The following is a 17,412-nucleotide window of genomic DNA, read 5'->3' on the forward strand; positions in this document are numbered from 1 at the left end:
CCGGCTGGCTGGCCGGTTTTTTCACCCTGACTGTCGTTGAACTGAATCACCGTGTACAGGGTTGAGTCGTGGGCGAATTCTCAGGGCGAAGGTGCTGGCTGTCAACGTCCCCTGCCACTCAGGGATGTTTCGAGATAAGTCCGTTCACCTGAATATGGGTAAGCCACACCCATCTGAATAGATCGCAACACGCTTCATTTACCCGCGACCAAATCCGGCGCCGTTACGCTATAATCCCGCCCTTTAGCTGCCCGCCGCACTCGCGCCAGGCACACCTTATTTGTCAGGCGCATGACGCCTGCATGCAGACTGAAGAGGCTAGACCCTAGTGGCATTGACGATCCTTGGCCTGTCCGGCGCCCTTAGCCATGATCCTTCCGCGGCCCTGTACATCGACGGCAAGCTGATTGCTGCTGCCGAAGAAGAGCGTTTCGTTCGCGACAAGCATGCCAAGAACCGCATGCCGTACGAATCGGCTAAGTTCTGCCTCGAGCAGGCGGGCATCAAGCCCTCGGACGTCGATGTCGTGGCCATCCCGTTCGCCCCGATCAGCCTGTTCGGTGAGGCGCGCTGGCACTACGCCAAGCGTTACTGGTACGCCCCGGATCGTGCGCTCGACGCCATCCTGATGGGTAACCGTCGCTACAAGCGCTATCGCAACAAGATCGTCTGGTGTCTGGAGCAGCTGGGTTTCGATCCGAAGAAGATCAAGATCGAACCGGTGGAGCACCACCTGGCCCACGCCTCCAGCGCTTATCACTGCTCCGGCTTTCAAGAGAAGACCGCGATCCTCGGCATCGACGGCAAAGGTGAATACGCCACGACGTTCTTCGGCTATGGCGAAAACGGCAAGATCCACAAGATCAAGGAATTCTACGATCCCGATTCCTTGGGCGGCCTGTACGGTGCGATCACTGAGTTCCTCGGTTTCGAGATGCTCGATGGCGAGTTCAAGGTCATGGGCATGGCGCCTTATGGCGACGCCAGCAAGTATGACTTCTCGCGTCTGGCCAGTTTCGAGAACGGCGAACTGGTCATCAATACCGAGTACGCCAACGTCATCGGCCTGCGTCGTTATAAAGAGAAGGGCAAGGGCTTCTATTTCTCGCCGAAGCTGATCGAGTGGCTGGGCCCGAAACGTGAGGGCGACATCGCCGACGAGCCTTACATCCATTACGCCGCCAGCATGCAGGCGCTGTTCGAGAAGCTGGCGCTGCAGATGATGGATCACTATCTGGGCGACATCCTCAAGGAAACCGGCAAGATTGCCTTCGCGGGCGGTTGCGCGCTGAACGTCAAGCTCAACCAGAAGATCATCGCGCGTCCCGAGGTGAAAGAACTGTTCGTGCAGCCTGCTTCCGGTGATGCCGGGACCGCTGTCGGCGCCGCTGCGTACGTGTCCCATGCTCGCGGCGTGCCAGTCGAGAAGATGGAGCACGTGTACCTTGGCCCTTCGTACAGCAACGAAGATGTCATTGCCGCCTGCGCGCGCCATCCGAGCCAGCCGAAATGGCGCAAGCTCGAGAACATGCCTGAGCAGATCGCCAAAATCATGGTCGATGGCAATCCCGTGGCCTGGTTCCAGGGACGTATGGAGTTCGGTCCACGCGCGCTCGGCGGTCGTTCCATCATCGGTTGCCCAAGCGTGGCCGGCGTGGCCGATCGCATCAACCATCAGATCAAGTTCCGCGAGCGCTGGAGGCCTTTCTGCCCGTCGATGCTCGACACCGTCGCTCCACAGATGATCAAGATCGATCACCCGGCGCCCTTCATGACGTTCACGTTCGAAGTGGCTGAAGAGTGGAAGACCCGCGTTCCGGAAGTCGTCCATGAAGACGGCACTTCTCGCGCCCAGGTGCTCAAGCGCGAATACAATCCGCGCTACTACGACATGATGAAAGCGCTGGAGAACCTCACCGGCAACGGCGTGTCGCTCAACACCTCGCTGAACCGTCGTGGCGAACCAATGATCTGCTCGCCCACCGATGCCTTGAATATGTTCTTCGGCTCGGATCTGCAGTACCTGATCATGGAAGACATCCTGGTGGTCAAAGACGGCGCAGACTCCTATGACACGCTCGGCTGAGCGCCATGTTCTGCAGTTCTGTCACGGCTATGACGGGCCGTTTCGGGACTGCGCCCGGCAATATGCCAGCCTGTTCGCAGGCAAGGGATACCGTGTCACCACGGTATTCCTGACCGGAGCCGCTGACCCTGAGGTGGCATCCGCCTGCGCTTCGGACGAAGTGTTGTTCATGGAGTACAGCTCCAAGGCCATCCGTGGCCTGAAGCTGGGCGCCATTCGTGATCTGCGGAAAATCGCTGCTTCGCGGGATTTTGTCTTCTGCATCGCTCATCGTTTCAAACCGGTTTATATCGCGCTGTTAGCCACCGGTTTGCCGGTGATCGGCGTGCATCACGCCTACGGTGATTACACCCGACGCAGTCGCAAGCTGTTCGCGCACCTGTTCCGCATGCGCCTGAGCCTTCTCGGGGTGTCGGATGCCGTGCGTGATGATCTGCGAAAAGCTCTGCCGAAATGGCCGACCGGCCGAATTCAGACGCTTTATAACCGCATCGACGTGGACGGGCTCGCGACTACGCTGTTGCCCCGTGAACAGGCCCGCGAAGCACTTGGGCTCGCTCAGGATGCGTGGGTGGTCGGCAACGTCGGACGGCTGCATCCGGACAAGGATCAGGCCACGCTGCTGCGCGGGTTCGCTCAGGCATTGCCGAATCTTCCGGCCGACAGCCAGTTGGTTATTCTCGGTACCGGACGGCTGGAGCAGGACCTCAAAGAGCTGGCAATGGAGCTGGGTATCGGCCATCAGGTGATGCTGTTGGGGCAAGTGCCCCAGGCCAGTCGCTATTTCAAGGCGTTCGATGTGTTTGCCCTGAGTTCGGATCATGAGCCGTTCGGCATGGTGCTGCTCGAGGCTATGGTTGCGGGCGTGCCGCTCATTGCGACGGCCTGCGGCGGGGCAAAGGAAGTCGTCGAAGGTGTGGGCATTCTCTTTCCTCTGGGCGATGGCGAACATCTGGCTCAGGGGCTGGTGCATCTGTCGCGGCTGGATGCCGAGCAACGGCAATCGTGTGCTTCGTTGATGATGCAGCGCCTGCACGACACCTTTTCGGATGACGCCGTGCGCAAGGTCTTCTGGCGTTTGCCGCAAGTTACCGATTGCCTGCCGGATATATAACCCGCTTTTAACTGGCAAAAAGAACCAAGGGCGAGTTCACCGTCAGTGCGGGCTCGTATTGCTTTCAAGTTGATCTATCGGATTTGTAATGGTCAGTAGTGTTTGGTCGTCTCGCTTTCGTCTTTGCTCATCACTCTTTGCTGCTCTTGCGATACTTGCCATGTTCCTCGGCTCATTCTGGTGGCCGGGCTCATCAAGTGCGTGGGCATCGTTTATCCGCATTGCCTTGCTCCTTTCGCTGCTGGCCTCGTTCGGGCTGTTCAGCCGTCGTTCGTTTTCGCTGAACCCGCTGATCATCGCGACGGCGGTGCTGCTGGGCTATATGTTCCTGAACAGCTTCTTTTCCGGGGATAACTTTCAGTCCACGCGTCGATTGGTACTCATCTGCCTGTTTATCGCAGCGGTCAGTGCAATAAAGCCGCAGTCCGTCCTTAACTGGACGCGCATCATGCAGATCGGCGTCTGCCTCGCGACAGGCTTTGCGCTGTTTTCGATGGTCAATCTCATGACCCACGGCGCCTTCAAGTTTGGTTATCGCGAAATGAAGCTGGCCACCTCTGGCGTGGTCAATGTCGCCGATTTCGGTAATACCATCGTGGCAGGCATGCACTACGCTTTCTTCCTGATCGCAGGCGCGTGGCTGATGCTGACGGCTGAAAAGCGCCGGGAAAGCCTCTTCTGGCTGCTGTGCTGCGCGGTTCTCGCGGTGTACATCTATTTCACCTTTGCCCGCAGCGCGTGGATGGGGTGCGCGGCCGGCTGCCTGCTGCTGGTCTGTGTGATGACTCAGGGGAAAGTCCGGCGCAGCCTGTTGATCGCCATTGCCGTCGGTATCGTGGCGATTGCGATTCTGGGCTTCCGGGAGCTGATGTTCGAAGTGAACGTGCGTGGGGTCACCGGGCGGAATGAAGTCTGGAGCATGATTTTTTCGCGCCTGACGGATCACTGGTGGTTCGGCCGAGGCGCGGGCACGGCGCTGGGTCAGGTGCGCCTGCACACAGGGCAAATCGTCGGCAACACCCACAGTCTTTATCTCGAAGTGCTCTACCAGCTGGGTATCGTCGGTCTCGCCCTGCTTGTGATCACGATGGCATTCGCTGCGGTCAGCTTGTCCCGTGCGCTGGCGCGTTCGAAAGAGGCCGGCCTGTGGATCGCGATGCTTGCGGGCATCGCGATTGTCATGGTGGTAGAGCTGCACACGTTCATCGGCACGCCGGGGCTTGTGTGGATGTGGCTGTGGCTCCCGCTCGCCGGTGCCATCGCCGTGTCGAGGGAGGTTGCGCAACGTGAAGGTTGAGAGCAGGGGCAATGCTCGCTGGCTGATCGCACCGGATCTGGAGTTGCAGCTCCAGGACTTTGCGACGGTACGCGACGCCTTCAGCGGGCCGGTTTTCCTGCTCGCGTCAGGTCCGTCTGCCAGCCATTTCCCGCTGCATGATTATCGGACCTGTCCGGTCATCGCCATGAATGGCTCCGTGCTGCGGTGCATCGAGCAGGGCATCCGTCCCTTCTTCTACCTCTGTGATGATCCGAACTTCGTCATTGGGCGCCCGGAATTTGCGATCAAGGGCGCGCTTCATGGCGAGCGTCTGGCAATGAGTCTGGACGTGCTTGAGCAGATTCACGCGGCTGACCGCACGGCTCTGCAGGGCAAAAAGGTCTACTTGCTGGAGCGGGTCAATCGCAGCGACCGCAAACCGATCCTCTCCGATCGCGCGTATGCCTGGTCGATTCGTCACGATCCTGAACTGATCTCGAACTTCTCGCTGTTGCGGCGCAAGCCCAACCGGATCGGGTTCAGCCTGAATCTGGCGCGGGGCTATTTCGGCAGCCGGACCATCCCTTTTGCAGGGCTTCAGTTGTCTTGCCACCTGGGGTTTCGCCAGGCGTTTCTGATCGGCGTGGATTTGCGTCAGCAGGGCGGGCGGTTCTACGAGCAGGGTCAGGCGGCGCTGCCGAGCAGCCTGGATGAGGATTTCGAGCAGTACATCTTGCCCAGCTTCGAGTTGATGGCGAAAAGGATTGTGCCGCGCACCGGCTTGCAGGTTTTCAACCTGTCGCTGGAAAGCCGCTTGCCCCATAGCGTCGTGCCGAAACTGACCGCCGAGCAGCTTGATGAGCTGCTGCCACGCGGCTGACGTCGTGTCAGCCGAGCATGGCCTGAAGGTCTGAGACGAAGCGCGGGCTCCGGATCGGGGCCTCAAGGCTCTGGATGTAAGCGTTCAGGAATGTCGCGCCGGCATCCTCGCCCAACAACCAGGCGCGATCTTCCTTGTAACGAAGCAGGTGCTGAAAGTTGCGCAGCCGTTTGCTGCGGCTCAGCGACGGGCTCTGGCAGCGCATGTCCGAGATGTCGATCAGGCCCAGCGCGTTATCGGGCGTGAGAATGACGTTGCCCAGATGCAGGGAGCGGAAATAGACGCCCTGATCATGCAGCCGGGCGATGAAGGTGCCCAGCTTGGCGCGCAAGCCATTGCCTTCGTTATTCTGCTTGATGGCCTGCCGCAGGGTGATTCCGGCCAGTGGTTCATACCGCACGGCATCTCTTTTGATGCTGCCGATGCGATAGGTGTCGACCATGTACGGGCAGCGAATCTGCCGTTGTTCAAGGGCGGCAATGTTGTCGGCAAAGCGCTTGGCATAAGGGAACAGCAGTGCCGAGCTCAGCAGGCGCTTGCGACGGAACAGCTTGAGGATGTCACCATTGGCGAGCAGCAGCACCTTGTCTCCCGACCCATCGGCTTCCAGCACTGTCGCGTTTTCTCGCAAGGCCAGATAGTCGCTGTGTTTCATCGAGTGCATCAGTTCTACTACCTGAAAAATTCGCCATCTTACCCGACTCGGGCGGGCTTGGCTCCCCGGCTCGCCATTCGGAGAGCTGTGTTAAGATAGCCGACTCATTTTTTTACGCGGATCCCCATGAGCAGTCCTGAACCTCGCGGCAAATCCACTCTGGCCATCTATTTCCGGTTGCTGACGTACGTCAGGCCGTATATCGGCCTGTTCGTTCTGAGTATCGTGGGCTTCCTGATCTTCGCATCGACCCAGCCGATGCTCGCTTACATCCTCAAGTATTTCGTCGACGGTCTGGCCAATCCAGAGGCGCGACTGTTTCCCGGCGTGCCCTACCTGGGCGACCTTCAACTGTTGCAGGCCGTGCCCTTGATGATCGTACTGATCGCCATCTGGCAGGGCGCAGGTTCCTATCTGGGCAACTACTTCCTGGCACAAGTCTCACTGGGGCTGGTGCACGATCTGCGTCTGGTGCTGTTCAACAAGTTGCTGACGTTGCCGAACCGGTATTTCGACAACCACAACTCCGGGCACCTGATTTCCCGTATTACGTTCAACGTCACCATGGTGACGGGGGCCGCGACCGACGCCATCAAGGTCGTCATCCGCGAAGGCATGACGGTCATTTTCCTGTTCGGCGCGTTGCTGTGGATGAACTGGGAGCTGACCCTGGTCATGCTGGCCATCCTGCCGCTCATCGCAGTGATGGTGAACAGCACCAGCCGCAAATTCCGCAAACAGAGCAAGAAGATTCAGGTCGCGATGGGCGACGTCACCCACGTGGCGTCCGAGACCATCCACGGCTATCGCGTCGTGCGCAGTTTCGGCGGGGAAGATTACGAAAAAGGCCGCTTTGAAAAGGCGAGCCGCAGCAACACCAAAAAACAGTTGACGATGACCAAGACGGGCGCGGTCTACACCCCGATGTTGCAGTTGGTGACGTACACCGGCATGGCCATCGTGATGTTTCTGGTGCTTTATCTGCGCGGAGATTCTTCAGCGGGCGATCTGGTGGCCTACATCACCATGGCCGGTTTGCTGCCCAAGCCAATCCGGCAGTTGTCCGAGGTCAGTTCGACCATTCAGAAGGGCGTTGCCGGGGCCGAAAGCATTTTCGAACAGCTCGACGAAACGCCTGAACACGACAGCGGCACCGTTGAACGTGAACAGGTCAGCGGCCGGCTGGAGGTCAAGAACCTGTCGTTCACCTACCCGGGCACGGAAAAGCGCGTCCTGGATGACGTCAGTTTCGTCGCCGAAGCAGGTCAGATGGTGGCGCTGGTCGGTCGTTCAGGCAGCGGTAAATCCACGCTGGCCGGTCTGATCCCGCGCTTCTACGATCACAGTCAAGGCCAGATTCTGCTCGATGAGACTGCGATCGAAGACTACACGCTGCGCAACCTGCGCCGGCATATCGCGCTGGTGACGCAGCACGTCACGCTGTTCAACGACACAATTGCCAACAACATCGCGTACGGTGATCTGGCAGGGGCGCCGCTGGAGGACATTCAGCAGGTGTCGGCGGACGCTTTTGCCGATGAGTTCATCGACAAGCTGCCGCAGAAGTATCAGACGCTGGTGGGTGAGAACGGCGTCTTGCTGTCCGGTGGTCAGCGTCAGCGCCTGGCAATTGCCCGCGCGCTGCTCAAGAACGCACCGCTGTTGATCCTCGACGAAGCCACCTCGGCGCTGGACACCGAGTCCGAGCGCCACATCCAGCACGCGCTGGATAAGGTCATGAAGGGGCGGACCACGCTGGTGATTGCTCACCGTCTGACCACCATCGAGAAGGCCGATCTGATCCTCGTCATGGATGAGGGCCGTATCGTTGAGCGCGGGACGCACGCCTCTCTGCTGGCTCAAAACGGTTATTACACGCGTCTGCACGCCAAACAGTTCGAAGATGAGCCCGCCAGCAACGCCGGTCAGGTAATCGATGCATGTTGAATGCGTTGCGATTCTGGCGTGAACGAGGCTGGACGGTTATCGATGCAGCTGCTTACGAGCAGGCATGGAGCCGGTTTGGCGGCAGCGTGGCGACCCATCCTCGGGTGATCGAACGTCTCGCAGGACTGGTTGGCATACCTGTCAGGTACCTGGGCTGGCAGGCTGATGGCGACATCGTTGCTGCGGTCGCTTGCTGGGGGCGAGATCTGGCGTTGTCCAGAAAGGTGCTCAAGCAGCAGGGCAAGCGAGGATTTTTCGACCTCGGCAACGCCGAAGTCATCCTCCCCGTTGCACAGGACGTTCGTGTACCAGTGCGCCAGCGCATGAGCTACGTCTCGGAGCTGAATCTGCCCTTGGTCACATCGCTCAAGCCGCAGGCCGAGAGCCTGGCCCTTGCGCGCGAGCCTGAGGATTACTCGAAGAAATTTCGTTACAACCAGCGTCGCGAGCAGCGTTTGCTCGAAGAAGCGGGTGCTGTATTGCGTCCCGTGCTGGATTTCACGCCTGCCGAGCTTGCGGCAATGTACGAGCGGCTGTTTCAGGCTCGTTGGAACTTCGAAGTGCCCGGCAAAGCGCATCTGGGCGATGTGTTCACCCTGATGCGTGAGTTCATGACAGGCTCGGTGATCATGCTCGACGAGCAAGCGATCGCGATTCAGGTGCTGTATCGCGTCGAGTCGCCCAACTGGGTGTCGGTCGAATACGTCAACGGCGGCGTCGATCCTCAACAGCAGGCATTGAGTCCTGGCAGCGTGCTGAGTTACGTCAACACGCAAAACGCCTGGTCCGACGCCCGATCGCTCGACAAACCGCTGCGCTATTCTTTCGGGCGTTCCGATCGCGAATATAAAGATCGTTGGTGCCGGACGGTGCCGGTCTACAAGGTCTGATCTCACATGAGCGGGCATAAGCAAGCACTTCTCAAAAAGCATCGACGCGCCAAGCGTGTGGCGATGCTGTTCATCCTGGCAGCCCTCGTCGCGGCCGGCCTGTTCATCGCCTGGTGGTGGGTTCCGATCCTGCTGGTTGTCTGCTGGGTCGCGCACGAGGCGTGGTTCTCGGATCACCTTTTCTATTCGCCGGCGAGCGACTACCTCTATACGTTTCCTGCTGATGCCGACGTTCGCCCTGTCAGCCTGGTCAACGGCACCTTGCGCCTCGACTCGTCCGTGGACGCGGGGCAGACGCTGGTGCTCGAGCTTGAGCTGCGAAGCACGTGGCTTGGGCGCTGGGTCGATCCGTATGTCAGCATCGGCGACGACCGACAGGAGTTCGAGCGGGGGGCGCGTGGCAAGCGCTATCTGAATCTTTCAGGGCAGCACGCGGCGCTGATGGCTGACGGTTTGCGGCTTGAAGGGCATCACTGCCGCGTCTCGACCCCGACGACACTCTACGTCCTCAGCCACCCGGATTACGCCGACAAGCGCGTCATGGTGCTGGCGCCTCATGCCGATGACGCCGAGCTGGCGGCATTCGGGCTGTACAGCAAGGCGGTCGACCCGACCATCGTGACCCTGACGCAAGGCGAGATCGAGGCCGAGGGCTATCAGCGGTTGGGCCTGAACCCGGCTGAAGCGGCCCGGTTGAAGGGACGTCTGCGGACCTGGGACAGCCTGGCGGTTCCGCTGTGGGGTGGCGTCGCGCAGGACCGCTGCGTGCAACTGGGCTACTACTGTCTGCAATTGCCCGCGATGCGCGAGGCGCCCACACAATCCTTCGGTTCGCGAGAGTCGCAGGAGAGCGATATCCGCACGGCGCGCCGCCATAATCCGTTCGCGCTGCCGGGCGACGCGGATGGAAAACCTTGCTGGGACAATCTGGTGGCCGATCTGGTGGCGCTGCTCCAGCGTTTCGAGCCAGAGGTGATTGTGATGCCGCACCCAGAGCTCGACCCCCATGCCGACCACGTCGCGACGACGCAGGCGCTGTATCAGGCCGTTGCGCAGAGCACCTGGAAACCGTCGGTCGCGCTGCTTTACGCCAATCACCTCCACGACAACGACCGCTGGCCGATGGGCCGGGCAGGCAGCGGCGTAGCGTTGCCGCCGTTTGTCTACCAGACTTCGAGCGACAGCCTCTGGAGCCCGTCGCTGGACGCGTCGACGCAGATGGACAAAGCAATGGCGCTGGCCATGCAGCACGATCTGCAGGGGCGTCCGCCGTTCAAGCGGCTGGTGCGGCGCTGGATCCAGCGCGTGCTGGTCGGCCGCCAATGGCCTGCGACGGGGGAGGACGAGTTCTTCCGCAAGGCCGTGCGTCGCCATGAGGTGTTCATGGTGCGGCCTTTCGCCGACTGAAACGGGTCACACAGGGCAATTCCCGGGAGCTGAGCGCCGTCCGATACAGGCTGTGCTAAGATTCCGCCCTTGTCCATTTCAGCTACGGGTTGTTCGATGAAGTTGTCCATGCCGCGTTTTGATCAGGCACCAGTGTTGGTAGTCGGCGACGTCATGCTCGACCGCTATTGGCATGGCGGAACGTCGAGAATTTCCCCTGAAGCGCCTGTTCCCGTGGTCAAGGTCGATCAGATCGAAGACCGTCCGGGTGGCGCAGCCAACGTTGCGCTGAACATTGCAGCGCTTGGTGCCAAGGCTTCGCTGGTCGGTGTGACCGGTGAGGACGAAGCGGCCGTCAGCCTCGCCGACAGCCTGAAGGCCGCTGGCGTGAATGCCTGCTTCCAGCGCATCGCGCACCAGCCCACCATCGTCAAGCTGCGCGTCATGAGCCGCCATCAGCAACTGCTGCGGATCGATTTCGAAGAGTCGTTCACCACCGACCCTGTCGCACTCAGCCAGGAAGTCGACGCGTTGCTCGACGGCGTGAGAGTCATGGTGCTGTCCGACTACGGCAAAGGCGCCCTGAAAAACCATCAAGCGCTGATTCAGGCCGCCCGCGAGCGCGGCATTCCCGTGCTGGCTGACCCCAAAGGCAAGGATTTCACGATCTATCGTGGCGCCACGCTGATCACACCTAACCTTAGCGAGTTCGAAGCTATCGTTGGACATTGTTCCGACGAAGCGGAACTTGTGGCCAGAGGTGCCCGTCTGATGGCTGATTTGGAGCTGGGGGCATTGCTGGTCACCCGTGGCGAACACGGCATGACCTTGTTGCGTCCAGACCATTCGGCTCTTCATCTGCCTGCCCGCGCACGCGAGGTTTTCGATGTGACTGGCGCGGGTGACACCGTGATTTCCACATTGGCAGCCGCCATTGCGGCAGGAGAAGACCTGCCGCATGCCGTCGCATTGGCGAATCTGGCAGCCGGTATCGTCGTAGGCAAACTGGGCACGGCCGCCATCAGCGCGCCAGAGCTTCGCCGCGCGATCCAGCGGGCGGAGGGTTCCGAGCGCGGCGTGCTGACGCTTGACCAGTTGCTGCTCGCGACCGATGACGCCCGCGCCCATGGCGAAAAGATCGTTTTCACCAACGGTTGCTTCGACATTCTCCACGCAGGCCATGTGGCTTATCTGGAGCAGGCGAGGGCGCAGGGAGACCGGCTGATCGTCGCAGTGAATGACGACGCCTCGGTCAGTCGCCTGAAAGGACCGGGTCGGCCGATCAACAGCGTCGATCGTCGCATGGCGGTGCTTGCAGGCCTTGGCGCAGTGGATTGGGTGGTCAGCTTTTCAGAAGGCACTCCCGAGAATCTGCTGACCCATGTCCGCCCGGACGTGCTGGTCAAAGGAGGGGATTACTCGGTCGATCAGGTCGTGGGCGCTGACATCGTCACTGCCTATGGCGGAACGGTCAAAGTGCTTGGGTTGGTGGAGAACAGTTCGACGACAGCGATCGTGGAGAAAATCCGGAGCCGCTGACTTCGGCTTTACTGCACCTTTTGGCGTAATTTTAAGGTAAGGCAGTTCGATGAGAGTCATGCTGGTGGTGATGGATGAGCAGCGCGTGATACTGGACCGCCTGTACGAGATCGTGCAGCACCATTGTGACGAGTGCATCATCTATCGCCTCAGCAAGGCTCAGCAGCTGAAGTTGGGGACGTTTCTGGCGTCGGTCGATTACCAACGCTTCGATCGCGTGGTGATTTTCTCCAGACTGAAACGTCTCGCCCCGCAGGTGCCGGTGCTCAAATGCGTGCCCGGTCTGGTGTTCCTTGAACACGATGCCTATCAGAATTACATGCCCGAGAGTAAATACCGCGGCCGGTATTCGTTGCTCTACAGTCGGCTGCCATGGTCTCGCGTGATCGTCTCGGGCAGCGTCGTGGCCCGTCGCTTTCGCGATGAAGGCATCGATGCGGTGTTCGTCTCCAAAGGGTACGACGACGCGATGCTGTGCAATACCGAGACTGAACGAGACATACCGCTTGGCTTCCTGGGCAGTCTGAAAAGCACTGAATACGGCCGCCGCAAAGCCTTTCTCGAACACATGGCCGCCCAGACCGGCATGCTGGTAACGCGCACTGAATCCGGCGAAGACTATCTGCACATGCTCAACCGCATTCGTATCTTCGTGAGCGCTGACATCGGCATGGGCGAGTTCATGATCAAGAACTTCGAGGCCATGGCCTGCGGCTGCGTGCTGCTGGCGTGGAGTCAGGGCGAGGAAGACGAACTGCTCGGCTTCCGGGACATGCATAACGTTGTGCTGTATCGCTCGGAAAGTGAAGCGCTGGACAAGCTCAAGTGGCTGCAAGACAACCCTGAACTCGCCGAATCCATTGCCCGCAACGGCCAGGCGTTTGCGCAAACCCGCTATTCATTCACACGCGTGGGCCGTGATCTGGCCGCAGCGATACAGGCCGACATGCGCCCCTGGACGCCGCCCGGTATGATCGCCCGTCTCTGGGCAAAACTGCGTTACGGGATGAAGGTGGCAGGCTGAATGGTGGAGCAACAAAACCCGGCTCAGGACTCGCTTGATGGGGACTCGCTGAATCTGGAGAAACTTCCAGGCGGACATCAGGACGTGCTGGGTATCCTGCCTCCACGGCTGCAAGAGAGTCTGCGTCGCAGCGCTCGCGTGATTCTCGTCGCCAATAATCCGGCCATCCGTCAGGCGGACGTTCAAGCGCTCGGCCTTGACGCCAACGACACCGTCGTGACGTTCAATCAATGCATCAAGGCCGACTTGCTGACCCCCACGACGGTCAACCTGTTCGTGCATGGCTTCAACGGCCCGGACCGGTATTTTTTTGGCCTCCCCGCCCGGCCTGAGATCAATCGGCTGATGCAGCACCCACAGGCCCGCTGTTTCACCCTGTTGGTAGGTTGCACCGGCGACATCAGCCCGCTGCCCGAGGTCGCGCTGTACCACGATCGCATCCCACTGCCCGCGCTCTGGAACTACCCGGTCGAACGTCCGGGAGGCAAGCGCTATGTCGGCCCGTCCACTGGCTTCAACGTATTGGTGCTACTGGACTGGCTGCGTCGGCACCACGGCTATTCATTTGAGTTATTGACCTTGGGTTTTTCCAATGAAGCGGGAAAACTCTGGAGTGGCCACGCCTGGGAATATGAGCGCGAGTGGCTGATGCAGTCGGACGTGGTCCGTATCGCGTTGCAACCGCGCGCCTGGTGGCAGAAAATCCTGCGCCTCAAATGAGTGGCTCACGTTTACATATGAAAGCGTTGAGTGTGGAACATGGATGGGTTGGCGGAGTGAAATGACGTGTTGAAAATCGCAGTCGCGTTCTTCGGGATTCCTCGTAATTCCGAGATCTGCTTCCCGTCCATTGAAGAAAACATCCTCGCGCAGTTGCCCTCGACTGCTGAGGTTCGCTGTTTCTATCATCTTTATAAAATCGACGAAGTTCATAACCCGCGCTCAGGTGAAGCGGCTGCGCTTGATGCTGACAACTATGCCGTTTTTCAGGGCATGTCTGGTCGGCTTGACTTCACGGACGGTGTGCTGGACCGCTGGGATTTCGAGCGCGTAAAAGAGCAGGGCGACACGTGGGGTGATGAGCACGTTTCGTTACGCAATCTGATCTATCAGCTTAACTCCCTGCGCGAAGTGACAGCGATGGTCGAGACGTTCGAGCCAGACTTCGTGGTGTTTGCCCGCCCGGATAATTTCTACCACAAGCCGCTGCCGGCATATGTATTCAAGCGCCCGCTGGCACGTCGCATGAATGTCTACATTCCGGACTGGCAATGGTGGGGCGGCCTGAATGACCGTTTCGCGATTTGTGGACGGGATGTCTACACAGCCTACGGCAACCGCATCGAGCGGATATTCGCGTTCTGCGAGGCCACGGGAAGGAAGCTGCACTCCGAGCGGCTGCTCAAATTCGTCCTTCAGCAAGCCGGCGCCAAGGTGTGCCTGATGGACACCACTGCTTCACGCGTTCGCATCACCGGCGCGTATGCGGACGAGTCCTTCTCGCCGAAACGTGGCATGGGCAAGCGCGAGAATCGCTACTTCCACGCCTTCGCGCGCGTGCGCACGTTTCTGGATCGACGGCTCCGAGACTTGCCAGAGCAGTAAACGCCCCGCGTTAACCCTTCAGCTCGCGGATCTTCCTGACAAGCTGGCGCGCTTTGACTCGCAGCCGCTTCATGGGCGAGCGGGTTTTCTTGCCGGGCGCCAGCCCTTGCTGGACGATCCAGTCTTTCCAGCGAATGCGTTCGTCGCGCACCACCCAGCCATCCTGCGCGGCAAAGCTTTCTGCCAGATAAAGGCCTCGGGTTCCGGCCGGTGAAAGCTTGTCGTTTTTCAGGGTGAACAGCTGAGGCAGCGGCGCGCCGTTTTCCAGCGGCATCAAGTACAGGTCGGGTTTGCTGCGATTGAGTCGCGCAACCAGCTGGTCGTTCTCAAGGCTCTCATCGACGTGAAAAAGACTGAGCGGCCGCGCTTCTTTCGGCACTTCCAGGCGCATGTCGTAGATCAGTTGCAGTGAGGCAGTAGGCAGGTGCACATACGCGCGGGGGCGTTCGATCAGGGTCATGCTGCCGCAGCGTACCGGGCGAGCGGCGCCCGAAAGCGGGCTCAGGCGAAACGGCATGGCTTCACGATAATGCAGAGCTGCGGCGTAGGGCGCCGGCAGCCAGGTGTCGTTGAAGCGGCCGCCCAGCCAGCCTTGCGGCGTCTCGATCAGGCATTCTTCGGCCACTTCCTGAATGGCCGTGTGCAGCGGCAGGTTCAGCTCGTGCGCAGGGACATATCCGGAAATCAGCTTCAACACCACATCGCCGCGATCCTGCCGACGCTGGCGTACGAGCACCCAGTAATCACGGTTCTGCCAGTTGAGCGTCAGGCGCACCGAGACGCCGAGGTTGGCGAGCTCAGTGGAAAAGCGCTCGCTGTTCTCAACTTCGATCTTGCGGCGGCGCGAGAGGGTTTGGGCGAAATTCAGCGGCATCCCGACGCTCTGGTAGCTGAGGCTTTCGGGAGTGGCTTCGACAAACAACGGCAGGGTCTTGAAGTTGCTGGGGTTTTTCCGAATCAACGTTCGCGGCATATCGGCTCCTTCTTGCGTTGGGGTCGGCCGCCCGAGTCAGGCTTGGCGACGAATCACGGCAGCGGCGGTTGCCACGTTATGGGCCAGGTGCAGCGGATTGATCGTCCCGACGATAGCACCAGTGACGCCGGGATGCCCAAACAGCAGCTCGAAACTGGCTTGCACAGGATCGACACCGGGACTCAGGCAAACGTGCCCGCTCGCCAGCGCTTTTTTTATCAGTATCGCTTTGCCGTGAGCAGCAGCGTAGTCGAGGACCGGCTTTTCGCCTTGCTCGTTGAGGTTGTAAGTGACCATTGCGCAATCGCCGTCCTGCAACGCTCGCAACCCGCCCTCGACGGTTTTGCCGGAAAACCCGAAGCCTCGAATCTTGCCTTCGCGCTTGAGGTCGGCCAGCGTCTGGTAAACCTCGCACTCAGTGAGTACGTGCAGGTCGCTGCCGTCCGAGTGCACCAGCACCAGATCGATGAAGTCGGTTTCCAGCCGCTTGAGGCTGCGCTCCACCGACAGCCGCGTGTGGGCTGCGCTGAAGTCGTGGCTGGATTGACCTGCTTCGAACTCTTCGCCCACCTTGCTCACGATCACCCAATCCTGGCGCTGCCCGCGCAACAAAGGGCCAAGCCGTTCCTCGCTGCGTCCATAGGCAGGGGCGGTGTCGATCAGGTTGATACCCAGATCCCGCGTCAGCTTGAGCAGCATCTGCGCCTCGTGATCATCGGGGATCGTGAAGCCGTTAGGGTATTTCACACCTTGATCACGGCCCAGCTTGACCGTGCCCAGGCCGATCGGTGACACATTGATGCCGAGATTGCCCAGTGGGCGATGCAAGTCGTGCAGGGTTTTCATGGCAGCAGCAGATCCCAGACAGGAGTGGCGAGCGGCGGCTTGGGGAAGTCGCTGTGCGTGGGTTGCGGGATCGGGTGAATGGCGTCACGGGACAGTGACGCCAGCACGCGGTCGGCGAAGTCCGGCGCCAGCGCCAGCTTGGTGGGCCAGCCGACCATCAGCCGACCTTGCACGTCGAGGAAAGCGTTGTCCGGGCGCACGAGGCCGGTCTGCTGAGGTTCTGCGCGGTCGACCCGCAGCGTGGCGAATTGCGCCTGACTGAGATCGACCCATGGCAGCAGCTGTGAGAGTTCTTTTTTCGCAGCGGCGATCTGCTCCGCCGGGTCGCGGGCGACACCTTCGGCCTCGGCAATATCGCCGCCCAGATACCACACCCATTGGCCGTCCGCTGCGGGGTGAGTGGTCACGGTAATGCGCGGCTTCGGCCCGCCGCCCAGGCAATGCGCATACAGCGGCTTGAGCGTCGGACCCTTGACCAGCACCATGTGCAGCGGACGACGCTGCATGGCTGGATGGCTGACACCGAGGGTGCTGAGCAGCTCGGCATTGCCACCGCCCGCGCTGAGGACGATGCGCTGGGCGTGAATATCGCGACCGTCTACACGCAAGCCCACCAGCTCGCCTTCGTGACGCAAAGGTTCGATGAGGGCTCCGGCCAGCAGGCTGTCGCCGGCAAGCTGGGCCAGGTTCTCAACGAGGCTCGGGACGTCGATGACCAACTCGGCCAGGCGATAAACCTTGCCCTTGAAACGGGGGTTCTGCAGCGCTGGCGGCAGCTCCGAGCCCTTGACCTGGTCGACTCGGCCGCGCACGGCTTTGCTCGCGAAAAAACTGGTGAGATTGCCTGCGATGGTGCCTGGCGACCACAAATAATGTGCTTCAGACAGCAGGCGTACGCCGGACAGATTCAGTTCGCCCTTGCCAGCGAGCGCCTCACGCCAGCGCCGAGGCATGTCGGCAATGGCTTCCGAGGCGCCGGACAGTGCGCCGTGCAAAGCGTACTTAGCGCCACCGTGAATGATCCCCTGAGACTTGAACGTCTGCCCGCCGCCAAGGCCGGCGTTTTCCACCACGACTGTCGAAAAGCCCTGTCGGCGCAGACGTGCGTTGAGCCAGAGCCCGGCAACGCCAGCGCCGACAATCAGGACGTCAGTGGAAATAGCGGATGACATGCGCACCTCGAATGGCGAATCGAAGCGGCCATTATAG

15 protein-coding genes are annotated in these 17,412 nt (G+C 60.4%); 11 read left to right on the top strand and 4 right to left on the bottom strand.

Annotation, left to right across the window (positions count from 1 at the left end; translation table 11 throughout):
• Positions 1–328 precede the first annotated feature (328 nt).
• From QRN36_RS26485 to QRN36_RS26500, 4 genes are all read left to right on the top strand, one after another.
• Entirely contained in the window at positions 329–2,086 is a 1,758-nt protein-coding gene (locus tag QRN36_RS26485; protein WP_285426733.1) for a carbamoyltransferase, read from the top strand.
• A complete protein-coding gene (locus tag QRN36_RS26490; RefSeq protein WP_285426734.1) occupies positions 2,070–3,200 on the top strand; it encodes a glycosyltransferase in 1,131 nt (376 codons plus the stop codon). The genes QRN36_RS26485 and QRN36_RS26490 overlap by 17 nt, the downstream gene beginning before the upstream one ends.
• 160 nt (positions 3,201–3,360) lie before the next feature.
• The gene (locus QRN36_RS26495; RefSeq protein ID WP_285426735.1) at positions 3,361–4,497 is read left to right on the top strand and encodes an O-antigen ligase family protein; all 1,137 of its coding nucleotides are present in this window, start codon (positions 3,361–3,363) and stop codon (positions 4,495–4,497) included.
• Entirely contained in the window at positions 4,487–5,338 is an 852-nt protein-coding gene (locus QRN36_RS26500) for a lipopolysaccharide core biosynthesis protein (protein ID WP_285426736.1), read from the top strand. The genes QRN36_RS26495 and QRN36_RS26500 overlap by 11 nt, the downstream gene beginning before the upstream one ends.
• Positions 5,339–5,345: 7 nt before the next feature.
• Here QRN36_RS26500 and QRN36_RS26505 read toward each other — a convergent pair whose 3' ends face one another.
• Positions 5,346–6,002 (bottom strand): toluene tolerance protein, encoded by a 657-nt coding sequence (locus QRN36_RS26505; RefSeq protein ID WP_285426737.1) that lies wholly within the window; start codon positions 6,000–6,002, stop codon positions 5,346–5,348.
• A 117-nt stretch (positions 6,003–6,119) separates the two neighbouring features.
• Here QRN36_RS26505 and msbA point away from each other — a divergent pair, with 117 nt between their 5' ends.
• The 7 genes from msbA to QRN36_RS26540 all read left to right on the top strand — a co-directional run bounded on the left by msbA (position 6,120) and on the right by QRN36_RS26540 (position 14,384).
• The gene (gene msbA, locus QRN36_RS26510) at positions 6,120–7,940 is read left to right on the top strand and encodes a lipid A export permease/ATP-binding protein MsbA (protein ID WP_285426738.1); all 1,821 of its coding nucleotides are present in this window, start codon (positions 6,120–6,122) and stop codon (positions 7,938–7,940) included.
• Entirely contained in the window at positions 7,934–8,830 is an 897-nt protein-coding gene (locus QRN36_RS26515) for a GNAT family N-acetyltransferase (protein ID WP_285426739.1), read from the top strand. Before msbA ends, QRN36_RS26515 begins: the two co-directional genes overlap by 7 nt.
• A 6-nt stretch (positions 8,831–8,836) precedes the next feature.
• Positions 8,837–10,237: a PIG-L family deacetylase gene (locus tag QRN36_RS26520; protein ID WP_285426740.1), complete on the top strand. Its 1,401-nt coding sequence runs from the start codon at positions 8,837–8,839 to the stop codon at positions 10,235–10,237.
• A 96-nt stretch (positions 10,238–10,333) separates the two neighbouring features.
• Entirely contained in the window at positions 10,334–11,755 is a 1,422-nt protein-coding gene (gene hldE / locus QRN36_RS26525) for a bifunctional D-glycero-beta-D-manno-heptose-7-phosphate kinase/D-glycero-beta-D-manno-heptose 1-phosphate adenylyltransferase HldE (RefSeq protein ID WP_285426741.1), read from the top strand.
• 49 nt (positions 11,756–11,804) lie between these two features.
• Positions 11,805–12,779, top strand: a complete 975-nt coding sequence (locus tag QRN36_RS26530) for a glycosyltransferase (protein ID WP_285426742.1) — start codon at positions 11,805–11,807, stop codon at positions 12,777–12,779.
• Positions 12,780–13,499 carry a hypothetical protein gene (locus QRN36_RS26535; protein WP_285426743.1) on the top strand — a complete coding sequence of 240 codons (720 nt, stop codon included), beginning with the start codon at positions 12,780–12,782 and terminating at the stop codon, positions 13,497–13,499.
• Positions 13,500–13,565: 66 nt separating this feature from the next.
• Entirely contained in the window at positions 13,566–14,384 is an 819-nt protein-coding gene (locus tag QRN36_RS26540; RefSeq protein WP_285426744.1) for a hypothetical protein, read from the top strand.
• 10 nt (positions 14,385–14,394) lie between these two features.
• Here QRN36_RS26540 and QRN36_RS26545 read toward each other — a convergent pair whose 3' ends face one another.
• Genes QRN36_RS26545 through QRN36_RS26555 form a run of 3 tightly spaced genes read right to left on the bottom strand, consistent with a single transcriptional unit; the run spans position 14,395 to position 17,375 of the window.
• The gene (locus tag QRN36_RS26545) at positions 14,395–15,357 is read right to left on the bottom strand and encodes a metal ABC transporter ATPase (RefSeq protein WP_285426745.1); all 963 of its coding nucleotides are present in this window, start codon (positions 15,355–15,357) and stop codon (positions 14,395–14,397) included.
• Between the two features lie 36 nt (positions 15,358–15,393).
• Positions 15,394–16,203 (bottom strand): aldo/keto reductase, encoded by an 810-nt coding sequence (locus QRN36_RS26550; RefSeq protein WP_285426746.1) that lies wholly within the window; start codon positions 16,201–16,203, stop codon positions 15,394–15,396.
• Complete coding sequence (locus tag QRN36_RS26555) at positions 16,200–17,375, bottom strand: FAD-dependent oxidoreductase (protein WP_285426747.1); 1,176 nt, start codon at positions 17,373–17,375, stop codon at positions 16,200–16,202. The genes QRN36_RS26550 and QRN36_RS26555 overlap by 4 nt, the downstream gene beginning before the upstream one ends.
• Between the last annotated feature and the right edge of the window lie 37 nt (positions 17,376–17,412).

Source organism: Pseudomonas sp. efr-133-TYG-103a (assembly GCF_030209235.1).
GTDB lineage: Bacteria > Pseudomonadota > Gammaproteobacteria > Pseudomonadales > Pseudomonadaceae > Aquipseudomonas.

What these genes read in the sequence shown, in the direction of transcription:
- QRN36_RS26490 (WP_285426734.1), top strand. Translation starts at nt 2,070, where the DNA reads ATGACACGCTCGGCTGAGCGCCATGTTCTGCAGTTCTGTCACGGCTAT.
- QRN36_RS26495 (WP_285426735.1), top strand. Translation starts at nt 3,361, where the DNA reads ATGTTCCTCGGCTCATTCTGGTGGCCGGGCTCATCAAGTGCGTGGGCA.
- QRN36_RS26505 (WP_285426737.1), bottom strand. Translation starts at nt 6,002, where the DNA reads ATGCACTCGATGAAACACAGCGACTATCTGGCCTTGCGAGAAAACGCG.
- msbA (WP_285426738.1), top strand. Translation starts at nt 6,120, where the DNA reads ATGAGCAGTCCTGAACCTCGCGGCAAATCCACTCTGGCCATCTATTTC.
- QRN36_RS26515 (WP_285426739.1), top strand. Translation starts at nt 7,934, where the DNA reads ATGTTGAATGCGTTGCGATTCTGGCGTGAACGAGGCTGGACGGTTATC.
- QRN36_RS26520 (WP_285426740.1), top strand. Translation starts at nt 8,837, where the DNA reads ATGAGCGGGCATAAGCAAGCACTTCTCAAAAAGCATCGACGCGCCAAG.
- hldE (WP_285426741.1), top strand. Translation starts at nt 10,334, where the DNA reads ATGAAGTTGTCCATGCCGCGTTTTGATCAGGCACCAGTGTTGGTAGTC.
- QRN36_RS26530 (WP_285426742.1), top strand. Translation starts at nt 11,805, where the DNA reads ATGAGAGTCATGCTGGTGGTGATGGATGAGCAGCGCGTGATACTGGAC.
- QRN36_RS26535 (WP_285426743.1), top strand. Translation starts at nt 12,780, where the DNA reads ATGGTGGAGCAACAAAACCCGGCTCAGGACTCGCTTGATGGGGACTCG.
- QRN36_RS26545 (WP_285426745.1), bottom strand. Translation starts at nt 15,357, where the DNA reads ATGCCGCGAACGTTGATTCGGAAAAACCCCAGCAACTTCAAGACCCTG.
- QRN36_RS26550 (WP_285426746.1), bottom strand. Translation starts at nt 16,203, where the DNA reads ATGAAAACCCTGCACGACTTGCATCGCCCACTGGGCAATCTCGGCATC.
- QRN36_RS26555 (WP_285426747.1), bottom strand. Translation starts at nt 17,375, where the DNA reads ATGTCATCCGCTATTTCCACTGACGTCCTGATTGTCGGCGCTGGCGTT.